General features: G+C 64.7%; 15 protein-coding genes and 1 pseudogene. 10 read left to right on the top strand and 6 right to left on the bottom strand.

The annotated features are described in order from the left end of the window. From EOB59_RS04255 to hpaH, 4 genes are all read left to right on the top strand, one after another. On the top strand, positions 1-554 hold a 554-nt coding region (locus tag EOB59_RS04255; RefSeq protein WP_128287745.1), incomplete at its 5' end, for an aldehyde dehydrogenase family protein. Between the two features lie 14 nt (positions 555-568). Then, positions 569-1549: a 3,4-dihydroxyphenylacetate 2,3-dioxygenase gene (gene hpaD, locus EOB59_RS04250; RefSeq protein ID WP_128287744.1), complete on the top strand. Its 981-nt coding sequence runs from the start codon at positions 569-571 to the stop codon at positions 1547-1549. 67 nt (positions 1550-1616) lie between these two features. Beyond that, on the top strand, positions 1617-2489 hold the full coding sequence (locus EOB59_RS04245; RefSeq protein ID WP_128287743.1) for a fumarylacetoacetate hydrolase family protein: 873 nt from the start codon (positions 1617-1619) through the stop codon (positions 2487-2489). Beyond that, positions 2486-3292 carry a 2-oxo-hept-4-ene-1,7-dioate hydratase gene (hpaH, locus tag EOB59_RS04240; protein ID WP_128287742.1) on the top strand — a complete coding sequence of 269 codons (807 nt, stop codon included), beginning with the start codon at positions 2486-2488 and terminating at the stop codon, positions 3290-3292. Before EOB59_RS04245 ends, hpaH begins: the two co-directional genes overlap by 4 nt. Before the next feature lie 27 nt (positions 3293-3319). Here the strand turns inward: hpaH and EOB59_RS04235 are convergent, their stop codons facing one another. The 6 genes and pseudogenes from EOB59_RS04235 to EOB59_RS04210 all read right to left on the bottom strand — a co-directional run bounded on the left by EOB59_RS04235 (position 3320) and on the right by EOB59_RS04210 (position 9753). Beyond that, complete coding sequence (locus EOB59_RS04235) at positions 3320-4342, bottom strand: phosphotransferase (protein WP_128287741.1); 1023 nt, start codon at positions 4340-4342, stop codon at positions 3320-3322. Beyond that, on the bottom strand, positions 4339-5631 hold the full coding sequence (locus EOB59_RS04230) for an aminotransferase class III-fold pyridoxal phosphate-dependent enzyme (protein WP_128287740.1): 1293 nt from the start codon (positions 5629-5631) through the stop codon (positions 4339-4341). Before EOB59_RS04230 ends, EOB59_RS04235 begins: the two co-directional genes overlap by 4 nt. A 35-nt stretch (positions 5632-5666) precedes the next feature. Continuing rightward, a complete protein-coding gene (locus tag EOB59_RS04225) occupies positions 5667-7016 on the bottom strand; it encodes an aminotransferase class III-fold pyridoxal phosphate-dependent enzyme (protein ID WP_128287739.1) in 1350 nt (449 codons plus the stop codon). A 21-nt stretch (positions 7017-7037) separates the two neighbouring features. Continuing rightward, positions 7038-7706, bottom strand: a complete 669-nt coding sequence (locus EOB59_RS04220; RefSeq protein ID WP_127397619.1) for an HAD-IA family hydrolase — start codon at positions 7704-7706, stop codon at positions 7038-7040. Further along, positions 7703-8983 (bottom strand): annotated as a pseudogene (locus EOB59_RS04215) (Tm-1-like ATP-binding domain-containing protein). The gene EOB59_RS04220 and the pseudogene EOB59_RS04215 overlap by 4 nt, the downstream one beginning before the upstream one ends. Further along, positions 8983-9753, bottom strand: a complete 771-nt coding sequence (locus tag EOB59_RS04210) for an IclR family transcriptional regulator (protein ID WP_127396253.1) — start codon at positions 9751-9753, stop codon at positions 8983-8985. Before EOB59_RS04210 ends, EOB59_RS04215 begins: the two are co-directional and overlap by 1 nt. Positions 9754-9926: 173 nt before the next feature. On the opposite strand from EOB59_RS04210, the gene EOB59_RS04205 reads away from it, so the two are divergent. The 6 genes from EOB59_RS04205 (at position 9927) to EOB59_RS04180 (ending at position 17035) form a co-directional block, all read left to right on the top strand. After that, positions 9927-11375: an APC family permease gene (locus EOB59_RS04205; protein ID WP_128287738.1), complete on the top strand. Its 1449-nt coding sequence runs from the start codon at positions 9927-9929 to the stop codon at positions 11373-11375. Between the two features lie 57 nt (positions 11376-11432). Next, the gene (locus tag EOB59_RS04200; RefSeq protein WP_128287737.1) at positions 11433-12626 is read left to right on the top strand and encodes a cytochrome P450; all 1194 of its coding nucleotides are present in this window, start codon (positions 11433-11435) and stop codon (positions 12624-12626) included. Continuing rightward, positions 12623-14110 (top strand): aldehyde dehydrogenase, encoded by a 1488-nt coding sequence (locus EOB59_RS04195; RefSeq protein ID WP_128287736.1) that lies wholly within the window; start codon positions 12623-12625, stop codon positions 14108-14110. The genes EOB59_RS04200 and EOB59_RS04195 overlap by 4 nt, the downstream gene beginning before the upstream one ends. 244 nt (positions 14111-14354) lie before the next feature. Next, positions 14355-15209 (top strand): MetQ/NlpA family lipoprotein, encoded by an 855-nt coding sequence (locus EOB59_RS04190; RefSeq protein ID WP_127396249.1) that lies wholly within the window; start codon positions 14355-14357, stop codon positions 15207-15209. 91 nt (positions 15210-15300) lie between these two features. After that, positions 15301-16398, top strand: coding sequence for a methionine ABC transporter ATP-binding protein (locus EOB59_RS04185; RefSeq protein ID WP_128287735.1), 1098 nt, complete (start codon positions 15301-15303; stop codon positions 16396-16398). Then, positions 16379-17035 (top strand): methionine ABC transporter permease, encoded by a 657-nt coding sequence (locus tag EOB59_RS04180; protein ID WP_128287734.1) that lies wholly within the window; start codon positions 16379-16381, stop codon positions 17033-17035. The genes EOB59_RS04185 and EOB59_RS04180 overlap by 20 nt, the downstream gene beginning before the upstream one ends. Positions 17036-17068: the final 33 nt, after the last annotated feature.

Genomic DNA, 17068 nt, shown 5'->3' with positions numbered 1-17068 from the left:
AGAGGGCGAAGCGCATCGTCGTCGGCCACCCGCTCGATCCGAAAACGGTGGTCGGGCCGCTCATCCATCCGGTGCATGAAAAGAAGGTGCTGTCCTATATCGAGATCGGCAGGTCGGAGGGGGCCACGCTCGCCGTCGGCGGCGGCAAGGTCGATGGGCCGGGCGGCGGCTGTTATGTCGGCCCGACACTGTTCACCAACGTCACCAACGGCATGCGCATTGCGCAGGAGGAGATTTTCGGGCCGGTGCTGAGCGCCATTCCCTTCAACGACGAGGCCGAGGCGCTTGCGCTGGCCAACGACACGCAATACGGCCTGACCGGCTATCTCTGGACCTCGGACGTCACCCGCGCCTTCCGCTTCACCGATGCGCTGGACGCCGGCATGATCTGGGTCAACTCGGAGAATGTGCGCCATTTGCCGACACCGTTCGGCGGCGTCAAGAATTCCGGCATCGGCCGCGACGGCGGGGACCATTCCTTCGACTTCTACATGGAGACGAAGAACGTAGCCTTTGCGACGACGGCGCACGCGATCCAGAAACTCGGCGGCTGACCGGAGGAAATCAGATGCCCTTGCCCAAGCCCAATCTCTACCCCGCCTTCAACATCGTGCGCCTCAGCCATGTCGAGCTGGCCGTCACCGACCTCGCCAAATCCCGCGCCTTCTATGTCGATACGCTCGGCCTGCAGGTCACCGACGAGACATCGGACACCATCTATCTCAGGGCGCTGGAGGAGCGTGGGCACCATTGCATCGTGCTGAAGAAGGCGGCCACGGCAGAAGCGCGCGACCTTGGCTTCAAGGTCTTCTCGGATGAAGACCTCGATAAGGCAGTGCATTTCTTCAAGGACAAGGGCCTGCCGGTGGAATGGGTCGAGCGGCCTTACCAGTCGCGCACCTTCCGCACCCGCGATCCGCACGGCATTCCGCTTGAATTCTACGCGGAGATGGAGCGGCTGCCGCCGATCCACCAGAAGTATGCGCTCTACAAGGGCGTCAAGCCGCTGCGCATCGACCACTTCAACTGCTTCTCGCCCAATGTCGACGAGTCCGTCGCCTTCTACAACGAGCTCGGCTTCCGGGTGACCGAGTATACCGAGGACGCCAGCAGCGGAAAGCTGTGGGCGGCGTGGACGCACCGCAAGGGCGGCGTGCACGACATCGCCTTCACCAACGGCATCGGGCCGCGCCTGCACCATGTCGCCTTCTGGGTGCCGACGCCGCTCAACATCATCGACCTGCTCGATCTGATGGCAACGACGGGCTATCTGCCGAACATCGAACGCGGCCCCGGCCGGCACGGCATTTCCAACGCATTCTTCCTCTATGTCAGAGACCCGGACAATCACCGCATCGAGATCTACTGTTCGGATTACCAGACGGTCGATCCGGACCTCGAGCCGATCAAATGGGACCTCAAGGACCCGCAGCGCCAGACGCTGTGGGGCGCGCCGGCGCCGAAAAGCTGGTTCGAGGAGGGCAGTGCGTTTGCCGGAGCGAAGGCACGCCAGCCGGATTTGACGGCGTCGCCGATCATAGCGCCGTAGTGGGATTCTAATCAATGTCAGCGTTCCGTCACGCCCCCTCGCCCACCACCATCGCCGGAGCCGCAGCATGAACCCCGCACGGCTCACCACCTTCACCGTCGGCGGCAAGGCGCGCTATGGCGCGATCACGAGCAAGGGCGTTATCGACCTGTCGGCTCGTTACGGCCAGTGGCCGACGCTGCGTGAAGTGATCGAGGCCGGCGCCTTGCGGCGGCTGGCGGAAGCGGCCGAGGCCTTCGCCCCAGATTTCCCGCTCGACGCCATCGCCTATGAAATCCCGATCCCGTCACCGGAAAAGATCATCTGCGTCGGCGTCAACTATCCGGACCGCAACGAGGAGTACAAGGACGGCCAGGCAGCGCCCTCCAACCCGTCACTGTTCATCCGCTTCCCCCGATCTTTCGTCGGCCATGGCGCGCCGCTGGTGCGGCCGCCGGAATCACCGCAGCTCGACTATGAGGGCGAGATCGTCATCGTCATCGGCAAGGCCGGCCGGCGCATTGCCGAGGCCGACGCGCTCGGCCATATCGCGGCGCTGTCGCTGTGCAATGAAGGCACCATCCGCGACTGGGTGCGGCATGCCAAGTTCAACGTCACGCAAGGCAAGAATTTCGACCGCAGCGGCTCGATCGGCCCATGGCTGGTGCCGTTCAGCGAAGAGGCGCAGATCGCCGATATCGCGCTGACCACCCGCGTCAATGGCGAGTTGCGCCAGCAGGACCGCACCAGCCGGATGATTTTTTCCTTCCGCAAGATCATCAACTACATCTCGACCTTCACCACGCTGGTGCCGGGCGATATCATCGTCACCGGCACGCCGGCCGGCGCCGGCGCCCGCTTCGAGCCGCCGATCTGGCTGAAGCCCGGCGACGTGATCGAGGTGGAGGCCGAAGGCATCGGCGTGCTCAGAAACGGTGTCGTCGACGAGGCAGCGCAATGACCCCGGAACAGGTGGAGGACGCCGCGGCACGGCTGTTCGAGGCCGAGCGGTCGCGCCGCCAGATCCGTCTGCTCAGCCTCGATTTTCCCGATGCGACGATGGAAGACGCCTATCGCGTGCAAGCGGCGCTGGTGGCGCGCAAGATCGATGCCGGGCTGAAGCCGAAGGGCTGGAAGATCGGGCTGACATCGAAGGCAATGCAGTACGCGCTTGCCATCGACACGCCGGATTCGGGCGTGCTGTTCGACGACATGTTCTTCAATGACGGCGCGACGGTGCCGGCCGGCCGCTTCATCCAGCCTCGCGTCGAGGCCGAGATCGCCTTCGTCATGAAGGCGTCGCTGAAAGGCCCCGGCGTGACCATCTCCGACGTGCTTAACGCCACCGACTACATCACGCCGGCGCTGGAAATCCTCGATACGCGCATCGAGCGCGTCAATGCCGAGACGAAGAAGGTGCGCACCTTCTTCGATACGATTTCCGACAATGCCGCCAATGCCGGCATCGTCATCGGCGGCCGGCCGCAGCGGCCTGAGGAAGCCGACATGCGCTGGATCGGCGCCATCGTCTCGCGCAACGCCGAGGTAGAGGAAACCGGGCTTGGCGCCGGCGTGCTCAACCACCCGGCCATGGGCATCGCCTGGCTGGCGGACAGGCTCGCCCGCTACGGCATGTCGATCGCGGCTGGCGAGGTGGTGCTCTCGGGATCCTTCGTGCGGCCGATCGAGGCGCGGCCCGGCGACACGATCGTCGCCGATTTCGGCAGTTCGGGCACGGTCAGCATCCATTTCGCGAAGGGCTGATGACCCGCCAGTTCTTATTGATCGGCCCTATTCGCCACGCAGATAGGCAATCACCACATCGGCTGCGATGGCCGACATACGCTGGCCGACATCCCTGGTGATGTCGCCTTCGACGCGGCTCTGCACCCAACCGAGGAAAGCAAAGGCACGCAACGCCGAAAACAGCGGCAGCGCGGCGATGTCGCGCGCGGTCAGTGCCCGCTCCTGCCGATAGCCCTCGAGCAAAGCGGCCTCGATCAGCGGATAGATCGCCTCATCGCGGTTCTGGTAGAGCGCGACGGCAAGGTCGTACATGTGCCAGCCATGGCCGCAATCGTCGAAGTCGATGATGCGGATCGCGCCGTCATGGACGAGCACGTTCTCGCGCACCAGATCGGCGTGGATGATGCCGAAATTGCGGGCGCTGCGTTCATGCTCCGACAGCGCCTTCACGGCCTTTTCCCGCGCCTGGAAAACCAGCTCGCGATGAGGGCCGTCGAGGAAGGGCGAGGTCTCGAAGCGGCCCCAATTCGGGTTCGCGCCGAAGAAGCCATCGAAATCCCAGGCATGGCGGGCAAAGCCGGACGGAGGCGCCCAGGCAGATGTGACATTGTGCATGTGGGCGATGGTTCGGCCCATCGCGGTAAAGACCCGTCTTGCCTGCTCGGGCGTAAAATCCAGCGGCACGCCTCGCGCACCGACGGCGCGGCCTTCCAGCCAGCTCAGGCAATCGACTTGCCGGGGTTGCATTGTGGCGTTCGCGCTGACAAGCACGAACAGATCGCCGGCCGGCGTGGCGACCGCAGATGGCGTGGCGATGCCGGCCGATTGCAGAAAACCCATCCATTGCAGTTCCGAGCGCAAGGCGGCGTCCGTGTGATAGCCAAGCCGGTGAATGCGCATGGCGGCCGGCTGGCCATCGGGCAAGCGGATCCGGAAAACCGCGTTCTCGCGGAATTTCAGCAGCTCCGGCTCACCCTCACGAATACCCCAATGGGCTAGCGCACGCCTGGCGAGCGCCGTGACGTCCGCTGCCGTCTCGGACCCTGATTGCGTGGAAGCAGCGTTCACGCCTTCACTCCGCCGACTTCACCCAGCACCTGGTCGAGGACGCCGATCAGGGCGTCGGCATTGTCGCGCGAGAACGGCATGGGCGGGCGGATCTTCAGCACATTGCCGTGGATGCCGGTCTTGCCCATCAGCACGCCGCGGTGGCGCATGCGGTTGGCGACCTGCTCGGCAATGTCGGGCGCCGGCTCGCGCGTCTCGCGGTCGTGAACCAGTTCGGCGCCGAAGAACAGGCCGGCGCCCCTGACCTCGCCGATGCATTCATGCCGATCCGCCAGCGGGCGCAGCAGCCCAAGCGCATAGGCGCCGACATTACGCGCGTTGGCGACGAGATCTTCCTGCTCGATGACGTCGAGAACGGCATTCGCCACCGCGCAGGAAACCGGGTTGCCGCCGAAGGTGTTGAAGTAGCGGAAAGCGTTGCGGAAGGTCGCCAATGTGTCCTTGGTGGTGACCACCGCGGCGACCGGATGGCCGTTGCCCATCGGCTTGCCCATGGTGACGATGTCGGGCACGAAGCCGGCGCGCTGGTGGCCCCAGAAATGGCTGCCGGTGCGGCCGAAACCAGGCTGCACCTCATCGGCGATGACCAGTCCGCCGGCGTCACGCACCGCGCGCATCGCGTCGTCGAAAAATCCGGATGGGAGCGTCGGAAAGCCTTCATTGGCGAGCAGCGGACACAGGATGATGCCGGACAGGCCGATGCCATCCTGCTCCAGCGAGGCGATGGCTTCGCGCACCGCGTCGCCAAAGGCTTTGCCGTTGGCCATCGCTTCCTGATGGCGATAGCTGTCAGGCGCCGGCACCAGCCTGACATTGCGGGCGCGGCCGCCGACCGGCGGCATGCGGGTGCTGAGCTGCGAAACCGCCGTGGTGTTGCCATGGTAGGTGGCGTCGGTGGCGATGATGCCCATGCGGCCGGTTGCGGCCTGCGCCATGCGCAGCGCGATGTCGTTGGCCTCACTGCCGGTGCAGGTCAGGATGGCGGACGACAGGCTGGCATTGAAGGTCGCGGTCAGCCGCTCGACATAATCGAGGATGGCGGTGTGCAGATAGCGTGTGTGGGTGTTGAGCAGGCTTGCCTGCCGGCACAAGGCCTCGACCACATGCGGGTGGCAGTGGCCGACATGCGCGACATTGTTGTAGGCGTCCAAATATTTGCGGCCGTCGGCATCGTAGAGCCAGACGCCTTCGCCGCGAACCAGATGCACGGGCTCGTCGTAGAACAATTGCGATTTCTCGCCGAGCAGGCGGGAACGCCGGCTAACCAGTGCCTCTTGCGATTGGCTCATTGCGTCTTGAAACTCCGTTGTGGCCAGCTAACCCGTCAGGCCTTCGACAGGCCTGCATCCAGCGCTTCGCCGATCTTCGTCACATCGGCAGCGCTGATGATGAGCGGCGGCGACAGGATGATGGTGTTGCCCGACACACGCAGCATGACGCCGGCCTCATAGGCCGCCTCCGAAACCACCGCCATGGTCTTCTTGTCGGCAGGCTTCTTGGTGGCACGGTCCGAGACCAGCTCCAGCGCCGCCATCAGGCCCTTGTACCTGACATCGCCGACGATCGCGTGCCTGGCCTTCAGCCCCTCCAGCGTGGCCGCGAGTTCGACGCCCCGTGCCGCCGCGTTCCCGTTCAGGCGAAGCCGTTTGGTCTCGGCAAGCGCCGCCAGACCCGCCGCGCAGCCGACCGGGTGGCCGGAATAGGTATAGCCGTGGCCGATCGCACCAAAACTGGTCTTGTCGGCCTCGAAGACATCGGCGACTTTTCCGCCGATCAAGGTCGCGCCGAGCGGGAAATAACCTGACGTGATCGCCTTGGCGATGGTCATGAAATCGGGCTTCACACCCGACAGCCGCGAGCCCGACCAGGCGCCGGTGCGGCCGAAGCCCGTCACCACCTCGTCGGCGATCAGCAGGATCTCGTGGCGGTCGCAGATCTCACGCACCAGTGGCATGAAGCTCTCATGCGGAACGATGACGCCGCCGGCGCCGAGAACCGGCTCCATGATGAAAGCGGCGATGGTGTCGCCGCCCTGGAAGGCGATTTCGTCCTCCAGCGCCTTGGCGCACAGTTTCGCCAGCCGCACCGGGTCGGTCTCATCGAACGGGTTGCGGAAGGTCCAGGGCGCGGGAATGTGGAAGACGCCGGGCAGCAGCGGCTCGTAGTTGCGGCGGAAATTGGCATTGCCGTTGACCGACGCGCCGCCGAAATGCGTGCCGTGATAGCCCTTCTTCAAGGCGAGGAATTTTGTCCGGTCGGCCTGGCCGCGGATCTTCCAGTATTGCCGCGCCAGCCGAAGTGCCGTTTCGACCGAATCCGAGCCGCCCGAGGTGAAGAAGGTCCGCACCATGCCTTCCGGCTCGAACCATTCGCAGAGTTCGTAGGCGAGTTCGATCGACGGTCCTGTCGAAGTGCCGCGAAAACCGGAATAATAGGGCAGCGCCGAAAGCTGGTCGGCGATCGCCTGCTTGATCGGGTCGCAGCTGTAGCCGAGATTGACGTTCCACAGACCGCCGACGGCGTCGAGCACAGTGTTGCCGGCTATGTCGGTGACCATCACACCCTCGCCTTTCATGATCACCTTCGGCGGGTTGGCCCGCATCTCGGCCGGATGCGCCATCGGGTGCCAGATCGGCTTGGCGTTGGTTTCGGTGAGAAAATTGATGTCGCGCATGGAGGACTCCGCAAAAAAATCTCAGGCAACTGGGACGAGGCCGAAATGACCGAGGGCTTCGGCATAGGAATGAGCCGGGCGAGCGACGTCGAAATGGACCGTGCGCATGCCGGCAGCACAGCCGCCATCGACATTGCGCCGCTGGTCGTCGACGAAGACGCAAGCGCCAGCCGGCAGGCCGAGCGCCTCGGTGACGAAGGCATAGGCGCGTGGATCGGGCTTGAGGATGCCGGTGTAAGTGGCGTCGATGATCACATCGAACAGGCCGAGCAAAGGCAACCGCCGGCGGAAATCGGCGCCGTAGAACAGGTCGAGTTCGTTGGACAGGATCGCCAGCCGAAAACCCGCCGCATGCACCGTGCGAATGGCGCTGTCGGCCTCGGGCCGCACCACCTTTTCCGGCTCGGCGCCGCGCGCTCGTTGGACGAAGGTCTCCATCGCCTGCCAGTCCTCGCCGATGAGCTGACCGACCTCACTGGTGCGGGAGCGCCAGTAGTCGCGCTCGCTGATCTCGTCGGCCTGCATGGCGCGCCACAGCGGATCGCTGCCCGGATCGAACGGCCCGCGCCATTGCAGCGTCCCCGGCGCGAGGCCGAGCGCCTGTTCGGTCAAGGCATGCGTCTCGAACAGCGTCCGGGTGACGACGCCGCCGAAATCGAGGACCAGTGCCTGGGCCGGAACAGCGCTCACGCTGCCACTCCCTCGGCCGGCTTGCCGCGCGGGATGATGCCTTCCTCGACCCAGCGGTCGAAGATCTCGAGCGCCTTGTCGACGAAGTCGTCGCTGTTGATATGGGCGTCGATCTCGTGGAACTCGACCCCGGCGGGAATAGCCCTGCGCATTTCATCGGCGAAGGCAGCCAGGGCTTCGGGGTCATAAAGCGGCTCACCCTGCGTATCCCATTCCTGGATGCCGCCGGTAGGCAGGATGAAGGCGGAGCGGCCTTTCGCGGCACCCAGTTTGGCGGCGATGGTCCTGGCGACCTGGCGGCGATCGTCGGCATCGACGGTGATCGACGCGATCAGCCTGTTGTGGGCATGAAACGGCCGCGTCGAGAATTTAGCCGGCAAATCCTGCCAGGTCGGCAGATCGACCATGTCGACCGCCCCGGGTGCGGCGATCTGCGGAATGCCGCGAGCGCCAGCATTCTCCAACCGGTCGGTGCCGGAACTGACGACAGAGCCCGCAAGATGATTGGTGATTTCCTGCAGGCTGAAGTCGAACACCGCGCAAAAGTGGTCCTGACCGGCAATCGATTCGAAGGCGCGGCCGCCCATTCCGGTGGTGTGGAAGACGGCAACGTCATAGCCGCGCCGTTCCAGCGCCGGCTTCAGCGTCTTCATGTAGCGCAGGCAGCTGCTGCCGAGCGAGGTCATGCCGATGGTCGGCCCGATGGCCGGTGCCGAGGCGCGGTCCTCAAGCACGATCCTGGCCGCGCCGACGACCGCGCCGCAGGCCTGCGACAGGACCAGCCTGCAGATCGAGTTGAGGCCGTACAGTCCGCCCGCCCAGAGGATCATCATCAGGTCGGGCGCGACGCGCTCGGGCGGGATGAGGTGCGAATAGGCGATGGTCGAGACGACGAATTTCGGCACGCCGAGCGGCAGGCAAAGCGCCACGTCGAGCGCCAGATCGGTTCCCATCGAGCCGCCGATGGCGATGAAGGCGTCGATCTCGCCGTTTTGATAGAGCTTGCGAACCAGTTGGACGGCGCCGCCGGCCATCAGCGTCATGGCGGTGTTCTCATCACCGCTCGAAACGATCTCGGCGATCGTCACATCCACCGCCCGCGCCACGGCGTGCTTGTCGTGGTCCGGGCTTTAGGGCGGGTCGCCGAGCACGCTGACATCCATCATCACGGCGCGGCCGCCCGATGCCTCGATGCATTGTTTCATGAACAACAGCTCTTCGGCCTTTGTGTCGCCCGTGCCGATGACCAGGATGCGGGCCGCAGTCTCCGAGGGCATCAGGCCTGCCTCCTCAAGATTTGCAGGTTTTCGCCGTTGAGGCGCATGGAAATCTCCCGTGCCGCCTCCCTCACGGCAAGTCCCCGCTCCGTGATCGCGGCTGCCGTCGTTCTGGCCTTTGGCGCCGCCACCGCGATGGTGCCGAGCGCAAAGCCATCCGCCGCGCGGATTGCCGCCGCGACGCTGATCACGCCTTCCTCATAGCCCTGGTCGCAGATCGAATAGCCGCGCTCGCGCGCCTCGCCCATGGATCTTGAGATGGCCGCTGCCTCGATCAGCGTATGGGCCGTGAAGGCGTCGAGCGAACCCGTCAGGCACGCCTTGACGGTCTCGTCGCGGGCGAAGGCCAGATAGGCGATACCCGACGCGGTCGAATGCAGGGGCAGCAATTGACCGATGTCGATGTTGACCCGGTTCGCCCATGCCGGATGCTCGACATGGACGGTGACCAGCTTGTCGACGCCGAATTCCGACAAATGCACGGTCTCGGCCGTCGATGCCGCAAGCTCCCGCACCAGCGGAACAGCTGTCTGCAGGAAGGGAAAGCGCGCCTCGCGGAGGCGCGCCAGCCGCGACAGGCCGGCGCCGAGGCGATAGTGCCGCGTGCCGATATCCTGCTCGACAAAACCATGGCCGGCCAGCGCAACCAGCAGCCGCCGTGTCGTCGCCTTGTCGAAGCCCGAGCGGCGCGCCAGATCGGACAGGCCGAGCTCGGGCTCGTCGACGCTGAAGAGCTCCAGAAGCGAGATCGCTTTTCCGACCGTACTCAAATTTGCCTCCCGGTTCGGGACAATCATTTAACGTGTGAATTAACTTGACAGGCATCGGCATTGTTTGCAAGTCTATATTCAAAATAACGGTTCAAATAACGAACCAACCGCCAGAGTGCATGGGACAGGCCATTCGGCCGGCGAGCCTGAGGGTTTGCAAACAGGAGGGATCGATGACAGCAGTTGCAGAACAGGCGCCGGCCAACAGGCTGCGCAAGAACAGTCTTGGCGTCGGCGCCATCACCTTCATGGTGATTTCGGCGGCCGCCCCGCTCACGGCCGTCGCCGGCGGCACGCCGCTCGGCATGCTGATGGGCAATGGCGCCGGCTTTGCCGGCACCTATCTGATCGTCACCATCCTGCTGCTTTTGTTCGCGGTCGGCTATGTCGCCATGTCACGCCATGTCGGCAATGCCGGCGCCTTCTATGCCTATGCCGCGCGCGGCCTCGGCAGCATGGCCGGCGGCGCCACGGCGCTGATCGCCATCCTGTCCTACAATGCCATGCAGATCGGGGTCATGGGCCTGCTCGGCTCCGCGACGTCAGGCCTGTTCGCCGGCTGGGGCATCAACCTGCCCTGGTGGGTGTGGAGTTTCATCGCCATCGCGCTGGTCGCCGTGCTCGGCTATCGGCAGGTCGACCTCTCCGCCAAGATCCTGACGGTGCTGGTGCTGTGCGAATATCTTGTGGTGCTGGTCCTCGACATCGCCATCCTCAAGACCGGCGGCGATAGCGGCCTGTCGGCGGCGCCGTTCAGCTGGAGCCAGATCACATCGGGCTCGCCGGCCATCGCCATTCTGTTCTGCTTTGCCGCCTTCATCGGTTTCGAGGCGACGACGATCTATGCCGAGGAAGCTCGCGATCCAAAGATCACCATTCCGCGCGCCACCTATTTTTCGGTCGTGCTGATCGGCGTCTTCTACATGCTCACGGCATGGCTGATGGCGGTCGGCGCCGGTATCGACAAGCTGCTGCCGACGCTGCAAGGCCTGCAGGATCCGACGACCTTCCTGTTCGGCCTGTCCGACCGCTACGCCGGAACGATGCTGTCGCAGGCGATGAGCATCCTGTTCGTGTCGAGCCTGTTTGCCGGCGTGCTGGCGTTCCACAATGCGGTTGCGCGCTATATCTATGTCTCGGGCCGCGAAAAACTGTTGCCGCAGACGATTGGCGTGACGCATGCGGTGCACCAGAGCCCGCATGTCGCTTCCGTCATCCAGAGTGTGCTCGCTGCGGTCGTCGTCGGCCTGTTCGCCGTGCTCGGCCTCGATCCGGTGCTGGCGCTGTTTTCGTGGCTGACCAATGTCGCGACGCTCGGCGTCATCGTGATGATGGCGGTGGCCTCGCTGGCCGTGGTGATGTTCTTCCGCGCCAACCCGGCAGCCCAGGAGAACGCGCTGAAGACCACCATCCTGCCCGGGCTGACCTTCATCGCTTTCGTCATCATCATCTACCTGATCGTCATCAATTTCGGCAGCCTGTCCGGGGCGGGCGGCTTTCTTGGCGTGTTCCTGCCGGGGCTGGTGCTGATCGCCGCGATCGTCGGCCTGCTGCTGGCCAGCGCGCTGAAGAGCCGCGATCCCATAGCCTTCGAAAACCTCGGCCAGCCGCTGAAAGATTGAGAAAAGCAAAGGGGCGGCGTGCCACGCCGCCCTTACACCACAAGGGGAGTGGCGGATTTGAGCTTTGCCGAAAATATCACCGTCGAGGCTTTGGAAGCCGATCCCTATCCGATCTATGCAGAGCTCAGGCGCAGTGCGCCTGTTGCTTTCGTGCCCGCGGTCAACCTGTGGTTCGTCACCCGCTGGAAGGATGTCGAGAGCGTCGCCAAGTCGCCCGACATCTTCTCCGCCGTCGTCGGCTCGTCGCCGGTCGAGCGCTCCTTCGGCAAGCCCACCATCCTGACCACCGATGGCGAGACGCACAAACAACTGCGCCAAGGCGTCGATCCGAAATACCGGCCGCGCACCGTCGCCGCCTATGCCGGCGACCTCGTGCGGTCGATTGCCGAACCTTTTCTCGACCGGATCGCCAACCAAGGCTCCGCCGAGCTGATGGCCGATTTTTTCGAACCGGTGTCGACGCTCAGCCTGGCACGCTCGCTCGGCCTTGCCGACATCGACATGCCGACGCTGCGCCGCTGGTTCTATGGCCTTGCCCAGGGTGCCATCAATTTCGAGAACGACCCGAAGCGGCAGGAGATCGCCGACGCGATCAGTGCCGAGGTCGGCGACGCCATCTTTCCGACGCTGGAAAGGCTTGTCCACGCGCCGGATGATTCCGCGCTGTCGCATATGCTACATGACGGCATGCCGGAGGGCACGACGCGGCCGATCGATTTTTTGATGCCAAGCATCAAGGTCATCCTGCTTGGCGGCATGCAGGAGCCCGGACATGGCGCCGGCTCGATCCTGGCCGGTCTGCTGGCCCATCCGGAGCAGATGCGGCAGGTGCTCGCCGATCCCGACACCTTCGTGCCGAAGGCGGTTGACGAGGGCTTGCGCTGGGTGGCGCCGATCGGCACCCAGACGCGGCAGACGACGCGGGTGGTGGAGCTTGGCGGCGTGACGATCCCGGCGGGTGCCGCGGTCGCCGCACTTGTCTCCTCGGCAAGCCGTGACGAGAGCCGCTTTGCCGATCCAGACCGCTTCGACATCAACCGCGACGAAGGCAACCATGCCGCTTTCGGCTTCGGCCATCATTTCTGTTCGGGCCGGTTTTTCGCACGCGAGCAGATGTGCCTTGCGGTAATGCTGTTGCTCCTGCGCTTCCCCGATCTCAGCCTTGTGCCTGGCAAGGAGCCGGTGTTTCGCGGCTGGGAATTCCGCGCGCCAACCACATTGCATGTTTCCCTGGGAGTCCGTCACCCATGATCAGTCAGAATGCCATCGACACGCTGCGCAGGACGGAGATCGGCGCACGGGGCCTGTTCATCGATGGCGTGCAGATCGAGGCAACAAGCGGCGCAAGCCTGCCGGTGACGTCGCCGATCGACGGCCGACCTTTCGCCAGCATCGCCGACGGCAACGCCGCCGATATCGACCGCGCCGTGAAGTCGGCGCGCAAGGCGTTCGAGAAGGGCTCGTGGTCGCGATCAGCGCCGGCCTTTCGCAAGAAGGTGCTGACGAAATTCGCCGAGCTGGTCGAAAAGCATGCCGACGAGCTCGCCGTGCTCGGCGTGCGCGACAATGGCACCGAGATCGGCATGGCCTACAAGGCCGAACCGCTCTCGGCCGCCGGCACCATCCGCTACTATGCCGAGGCGATCGACAAGGTCTACGGCGAGATCGCGCCAACGGCCGACAATGTGCTCGGACTAATCCACAAGGAGCCGCTCGGCGTCGTCGGCGTCATCGTGCCGTGGAACTTTCCGCTGATGATCGGTGCCTGGAAGATCGCGCCCGCACTTGCCGCCGGCAATTGCGTGGTGGTCAAGCCGCCGGAGATCGCTTCGCTGACGCTGCTGCGGCTGGCCGAATTGGCAAGCGAGGCCGGACTTCCCGCCGGTGTGCTCAATGTCGTCACCGGCCGTGGCGCGGTCACCGGCGAAGCGCTCGGCCTGCATATGGATGTCGACGCCATCGCCTTCACCGGCTCGGGGCCGGTCGGCCGACGGCTGCTCGAATATTCCGCTCGCTCCAATCTGAAGCGCGTCTTCCTCGAACTCGGCGGCAAGTCGCCCAACATCGTCTTTGCCGATGCTCCCGACCTGAAACAGGCGGCGGTCGTCTCGGCCAACGGCATTTTTCGCAATTCCGGCCAGGTCTGCGTCGCCGGCTCGCGCCTGCTCGTCCAGGCGTCGGTCTATGACCGTTTCATGGACGAGCTTCTCTTGGCAACGACCCGGCTGAAAGTCGGCGACCCGCTCGATCTCTCCAGCGACATCGGCGCGGTATCGAGCGCCGAACAGCTGGACAAGAATCTCGGTTTCGTCGCCAGGGCGACGAAAGAAGGTGCCCGTCTCGTCACCGGCGGCAAGCGGATTCTCACCGAGACCGGCGGCAGCTACATGGCGCCGACGATCTTCGAGAATGTCACGCAAGACATGCAGGTTGCCCGCGAGGAGGTGTTCGGGCCGGTGCTCGGCGTCATGCGCTTCGAGACCGAGGAGGAGGCGGTGCGGCTTGCCAATTCGACCGTCTACGGGCTCGCCTCGGCGGTGTGGACCGCCAACCTCTCCACAGCACACCGCATGGTGCGCGCCATCAATGCCGGCGTCGTCCACGTCAACACCTACGGCGGCGCCGACATCACCGTGCCGCTCGGCGGCGTCAAGCAGTCCGGTTTCGGCCGCGACAAGTCGCTTCACGCGCTGGAGAAATATTTGGAACTGAAGACGGCGTGGATCGCGCTTTGACGGCACGCCGGGCTCTCTGAGAATCTGACGACCTCCAGAGGCGCGCAAGATCGCGCCGCGACCCGCTGCGGCCGGTCAAGCGGCGGCTTTTGCTCACGCTCTTGAAAATTTTGAGAGAATATTCCCGGCTTTGGCGAGAACGGCGAAACCCGTTCTTTGATATAAACGATAGAATTTCTGAGGATGTGACCAAGGCTAGGCAATCCGCCTCGCTGCCATGACTTCACAACCACAGAGATCAATCATGTCCGACTTCAAGAACACTTTGCCATCTTCCCCGGGGTCAACCGTCAACCGGCGCAGTGGCCTTGCTCTGCTGTTCGCCTCGGCCGTGGCGATCGGCAGCCTGATGGCGCCCGGCGCATCGTTCGCCGAGGACAAGAAGGCGATCAAGGTGGGTATCATCAGCGGTGAGGACGAGGATGTCTGGCGAGTCGTCGTCGCCCAGGCCGCCGAAAAGGGCCTCTCCATCGAAACCGTGGTGTTCAACGACTACACCCAGCCCAATGAGGCGCTGGAGCGCGGCGAAATCGACGCCAACGCCTTCCAGCACCAGCCCTATCTCGACAACCAGATCAAGACTCAAGGGTATCATATCGTGCGCGTCGGCTATACCGGCGTGTGGCCGATCGGCCTCTACTCGAAGAAGTACAAAGCAGTCGCCGACCTGCCCGAGGGCGCGGTCGTCGGCGTGCCGAACGATCCATCCAATGAAGGCCGGGCGCTGCGCGTGCTGCAGAACGAGGGCGTGATCAAGTTGAAGGACGGCACCGGCATTCTCGCCACCACCGTCGACATCGCCGAGAACGCGAAGAAGGTGGTGATCAAGGAACTCGACGCCGGCATTGTCGGCCGCTCGGTCGAGGATCTCGACGCGGCCGTGGTCAACACCGACTGGGCGCTGAAAAGCGGCCTGACGCCGGAAAACCGCATCGCGCAGGAGCCGATCGCCGACAATCCCTACCGCAACTTCATCGCGGTGAAGGCCGGTAACGAGAACGAGGCCTGGGTGAAGACGCTGGTCGCCTCCTATCAGAACGAGGCGGTGAAGGCCGAGTTCGACAAGGTCTACAAGGGCACCGGCCTCAGCGCCTATTGATCCGATCGTCGACCGGAAGCCCGGTTCGAGAGCAACAGCGGTCCGCGCTCAGGCGCGGGCCGCGATTGCGTTTTCGGGAACAGGAACAATCATGAACCAGCATATCACGGCATCCGGAGAAACCGCCGATCCGACCCATGGCCGGCCCGACGCGTCTCAGGACGTCGTGCGCCTCGTCGAGCTGAAGCGCCGCTTCGGTGTGACAGCGGCGCTCGACGGCATCTCGCTGACCGTGCGCAAGGGCGAGATCCTCGGTATCATCGGCCGCAGCGGCGCCGGCAAGTCGACGCTGATCCGCTGCCTGAACGGGCTGGAACGGCCTGACTCCGGCGAGGTGTTCATCGAAGGCCGAGAGATCAGCCGGCTTGGCGAGCGCGAGCTGCAGCCGCTGCGGCGGCGCATCGGCATGATCTTCCAGCATTTCAACCTGCTGTCGGCCAAGACCGTCGAAGACAATGTGGCGCTGCCGCTGAAGATCGAGGGCCGCTCGAAGGCCGAGCGACTGAAGCGCGCCGCCGAACTGCTCGACCTCGTCGGCCTGTCCGAGAAGGCAAAAGCCTATCCGGCGTCACTGTCGGGCGGCCAGAAGCAGCGTGTCGGCATCGCCCGGGCGCTGGCAGCACGCCCGGCGCTGCTCTTGTCGGACGAAGCCACCTCGGCGCTCGATCCGGAAACAACGCGCTCCATCCTCGCCCTTCTCAAGGACATCAACCGGCAGCTTGGGCTGACCATCCTTCTGATCACCCATGAGATGGAGGTGGTCCGCTCGATCGCCGACCGCGTTGCGGTGATCGACGCCGGGCGCATCGTCGAGCAAGGGCCGGTCTGGTCGGTGTTTGCCGACCCACAATCAGACATCACCAAAAGCCTGCTCGGCGCCATCCGGCCGCAGCTGCCAGCCGAACTGGCGGCCCGGCTGCTGCCGGCGGCCGGCGCGGAGACGATCCTGCGCGTCGACGTGGCCGGCGATGCGGCACGCGGCCCGTTGCTGTCCGACCTTGCCACGGCTGTTCCAGGCGCCTTCCGCCTCATCCACGGCGGCATCGACCATATCCAGCAACAGCCCGTCGGCACGCTGTTCCTGTCTGTTCCCGGCAGCGATGCAAATCATCTCGCTGACATCATCACATTCCTGAAGACCCGCCAGGCGCGGGTGGAGGTGCTTGGCCATGTCGCCGATCCTGTTTGAACTTCTGCTGCGTTCGATCTGGGAAACCGTCCTGATGACAGCCGCCTCCGGCCTCATCTCGCTGGTCTTCGGCCTGCCGCTCGGCCTGGCACTGATCGCCACCGAATGCGGCGGGATTGCCGAAAGCCTGTGGGTGAACCGGGCGCTCGGCGCCGTCATCAACGGCTTCCGTTCGGTGCCCTTCATCATCCTTCTGGTGGCACTGATCCCGGTGACGCGGCTGATCGTCGGCACCTCGATCGGCACATGGGCAGCCATCGTGCCGCTGTCGATCGCCGCCACACCCTATTACGCGCGCATTGCCGAAGTGTCGTTGCGTGAGGTCGACCGTGGCTTGATCGAGGCGGCGCGCGCCATGGGCGGCAACCGCTGGACGATCATCCGCGAGGTGCTGGTGCCGGAAGCCCTGCCCGGCATCGTCGCCGGCTTCACGGTGACGCTGGTGACGCTGATCGGTGCCTCGGCCATGGCCGGCGCCATCGGCGCCGGCGGCCTCGGCGACCTCGCCATCCGCTACGGCTATCAACGATTTGAGACGTCCGTCATGATCGCGGTGGTCATCGTGCTGATCATCCTGGTCTGCGGCATCCAGTGGGCGGGGGACCGGCTGGTGGCGAGGCTGGATCGGCGGGGGTGAAAGACTGGCTGATGGCACGGCCGCGTACGGGAT

It is taken from the genome of Mesorhizobium sp. M7A.F.Ca.MR.176.00.0.0 (genome assembly GCF_004023165.1).
Taxonomy (GTDB): Bacteria; Pseudomonadota; Alphaproteobacteria; order Rhizobiales; family Rhizobiaceae; genus Mesorhizobium.
The sequence above is the reverse complement of the archived record's forward strand: the minus strand, read 5'-3'. Positions and strand labels throughout refer to the sequence as shown.

Excerpts from the sequence above, each read along its gene's own strand:
- hpaD (WP_128287744.1), top strand. The coding sequence starts at position 569 with ATGCCCTTGCCCAAGCCCAATCTCTACCCCGCCTTCAACATCGTGCGC.
- EOB59_RS04245 (WP_128287743.1), top strand. The coding sequence starts at position 1,617 with ATGAACCCCGCACGGCTCACCACCTTCACCGTCGGCGGCAAGGCGCGC.
- hpaH (WP_128287742.1), top strand. The coding sequence starts at position 2,486 with ATGACCCCGGAACAGGTGGAGGACGCCGCGGCACGGCTGTTCGAGGCC.
- EOB59_RS04230 (WP_128287740.1), bottom strand. The coding sequence starts at position 5,631 with ATGAGCCAATCGCAAGAGGCACTGGTTAGCCGGCGTTCCCGCCTGCTC.
- EOB59_RS04225 (WP_128287739.1), bottom strand. The coding sequence starts at position 7,016 with ATGCGCGACATCAATTTTCTCACCGAAACCAACGCCAAGCCGATCTGG.
- EOB59_RS04205 (WP_128287738.1), top strand. The coding sequence starts at position 9,927 with ATGACAGCAGTTGCAGAACAGGCGCCGGCCAACAGGCTGCGCAAGAAC.
- EOB59_RS04195 (WP_128287736.1), top strand. The coding sequence starts at position 12,623 with ATGATCAGTCAGAATGCCATCGACACGCTGCGCAGGACGGAGATCGGC.
- EOB59_RS04190 (WP_127396249.1), top strand. The coding sequence starts at position 14,355 with ATGTCCGACTTCAAGAACACTTTGCCATCTTCCCCGGGGTCAACCGTC.
- EOB59_RS04185 (WP_128287735.1), top strand. The coding sequence starts at position 15,301 with ATGAACCAGCATATCACGGCATCCGGAGAAACCGCCGATCCGACCCAT.
- EOB59_RS04180 (WP_128287734.1), top strand. The coding sequence starts at position 16,379 with ATGTCGCCGATCCTGTTTGAACTTCTGCTGCGTTCGATCTGGGAAACC.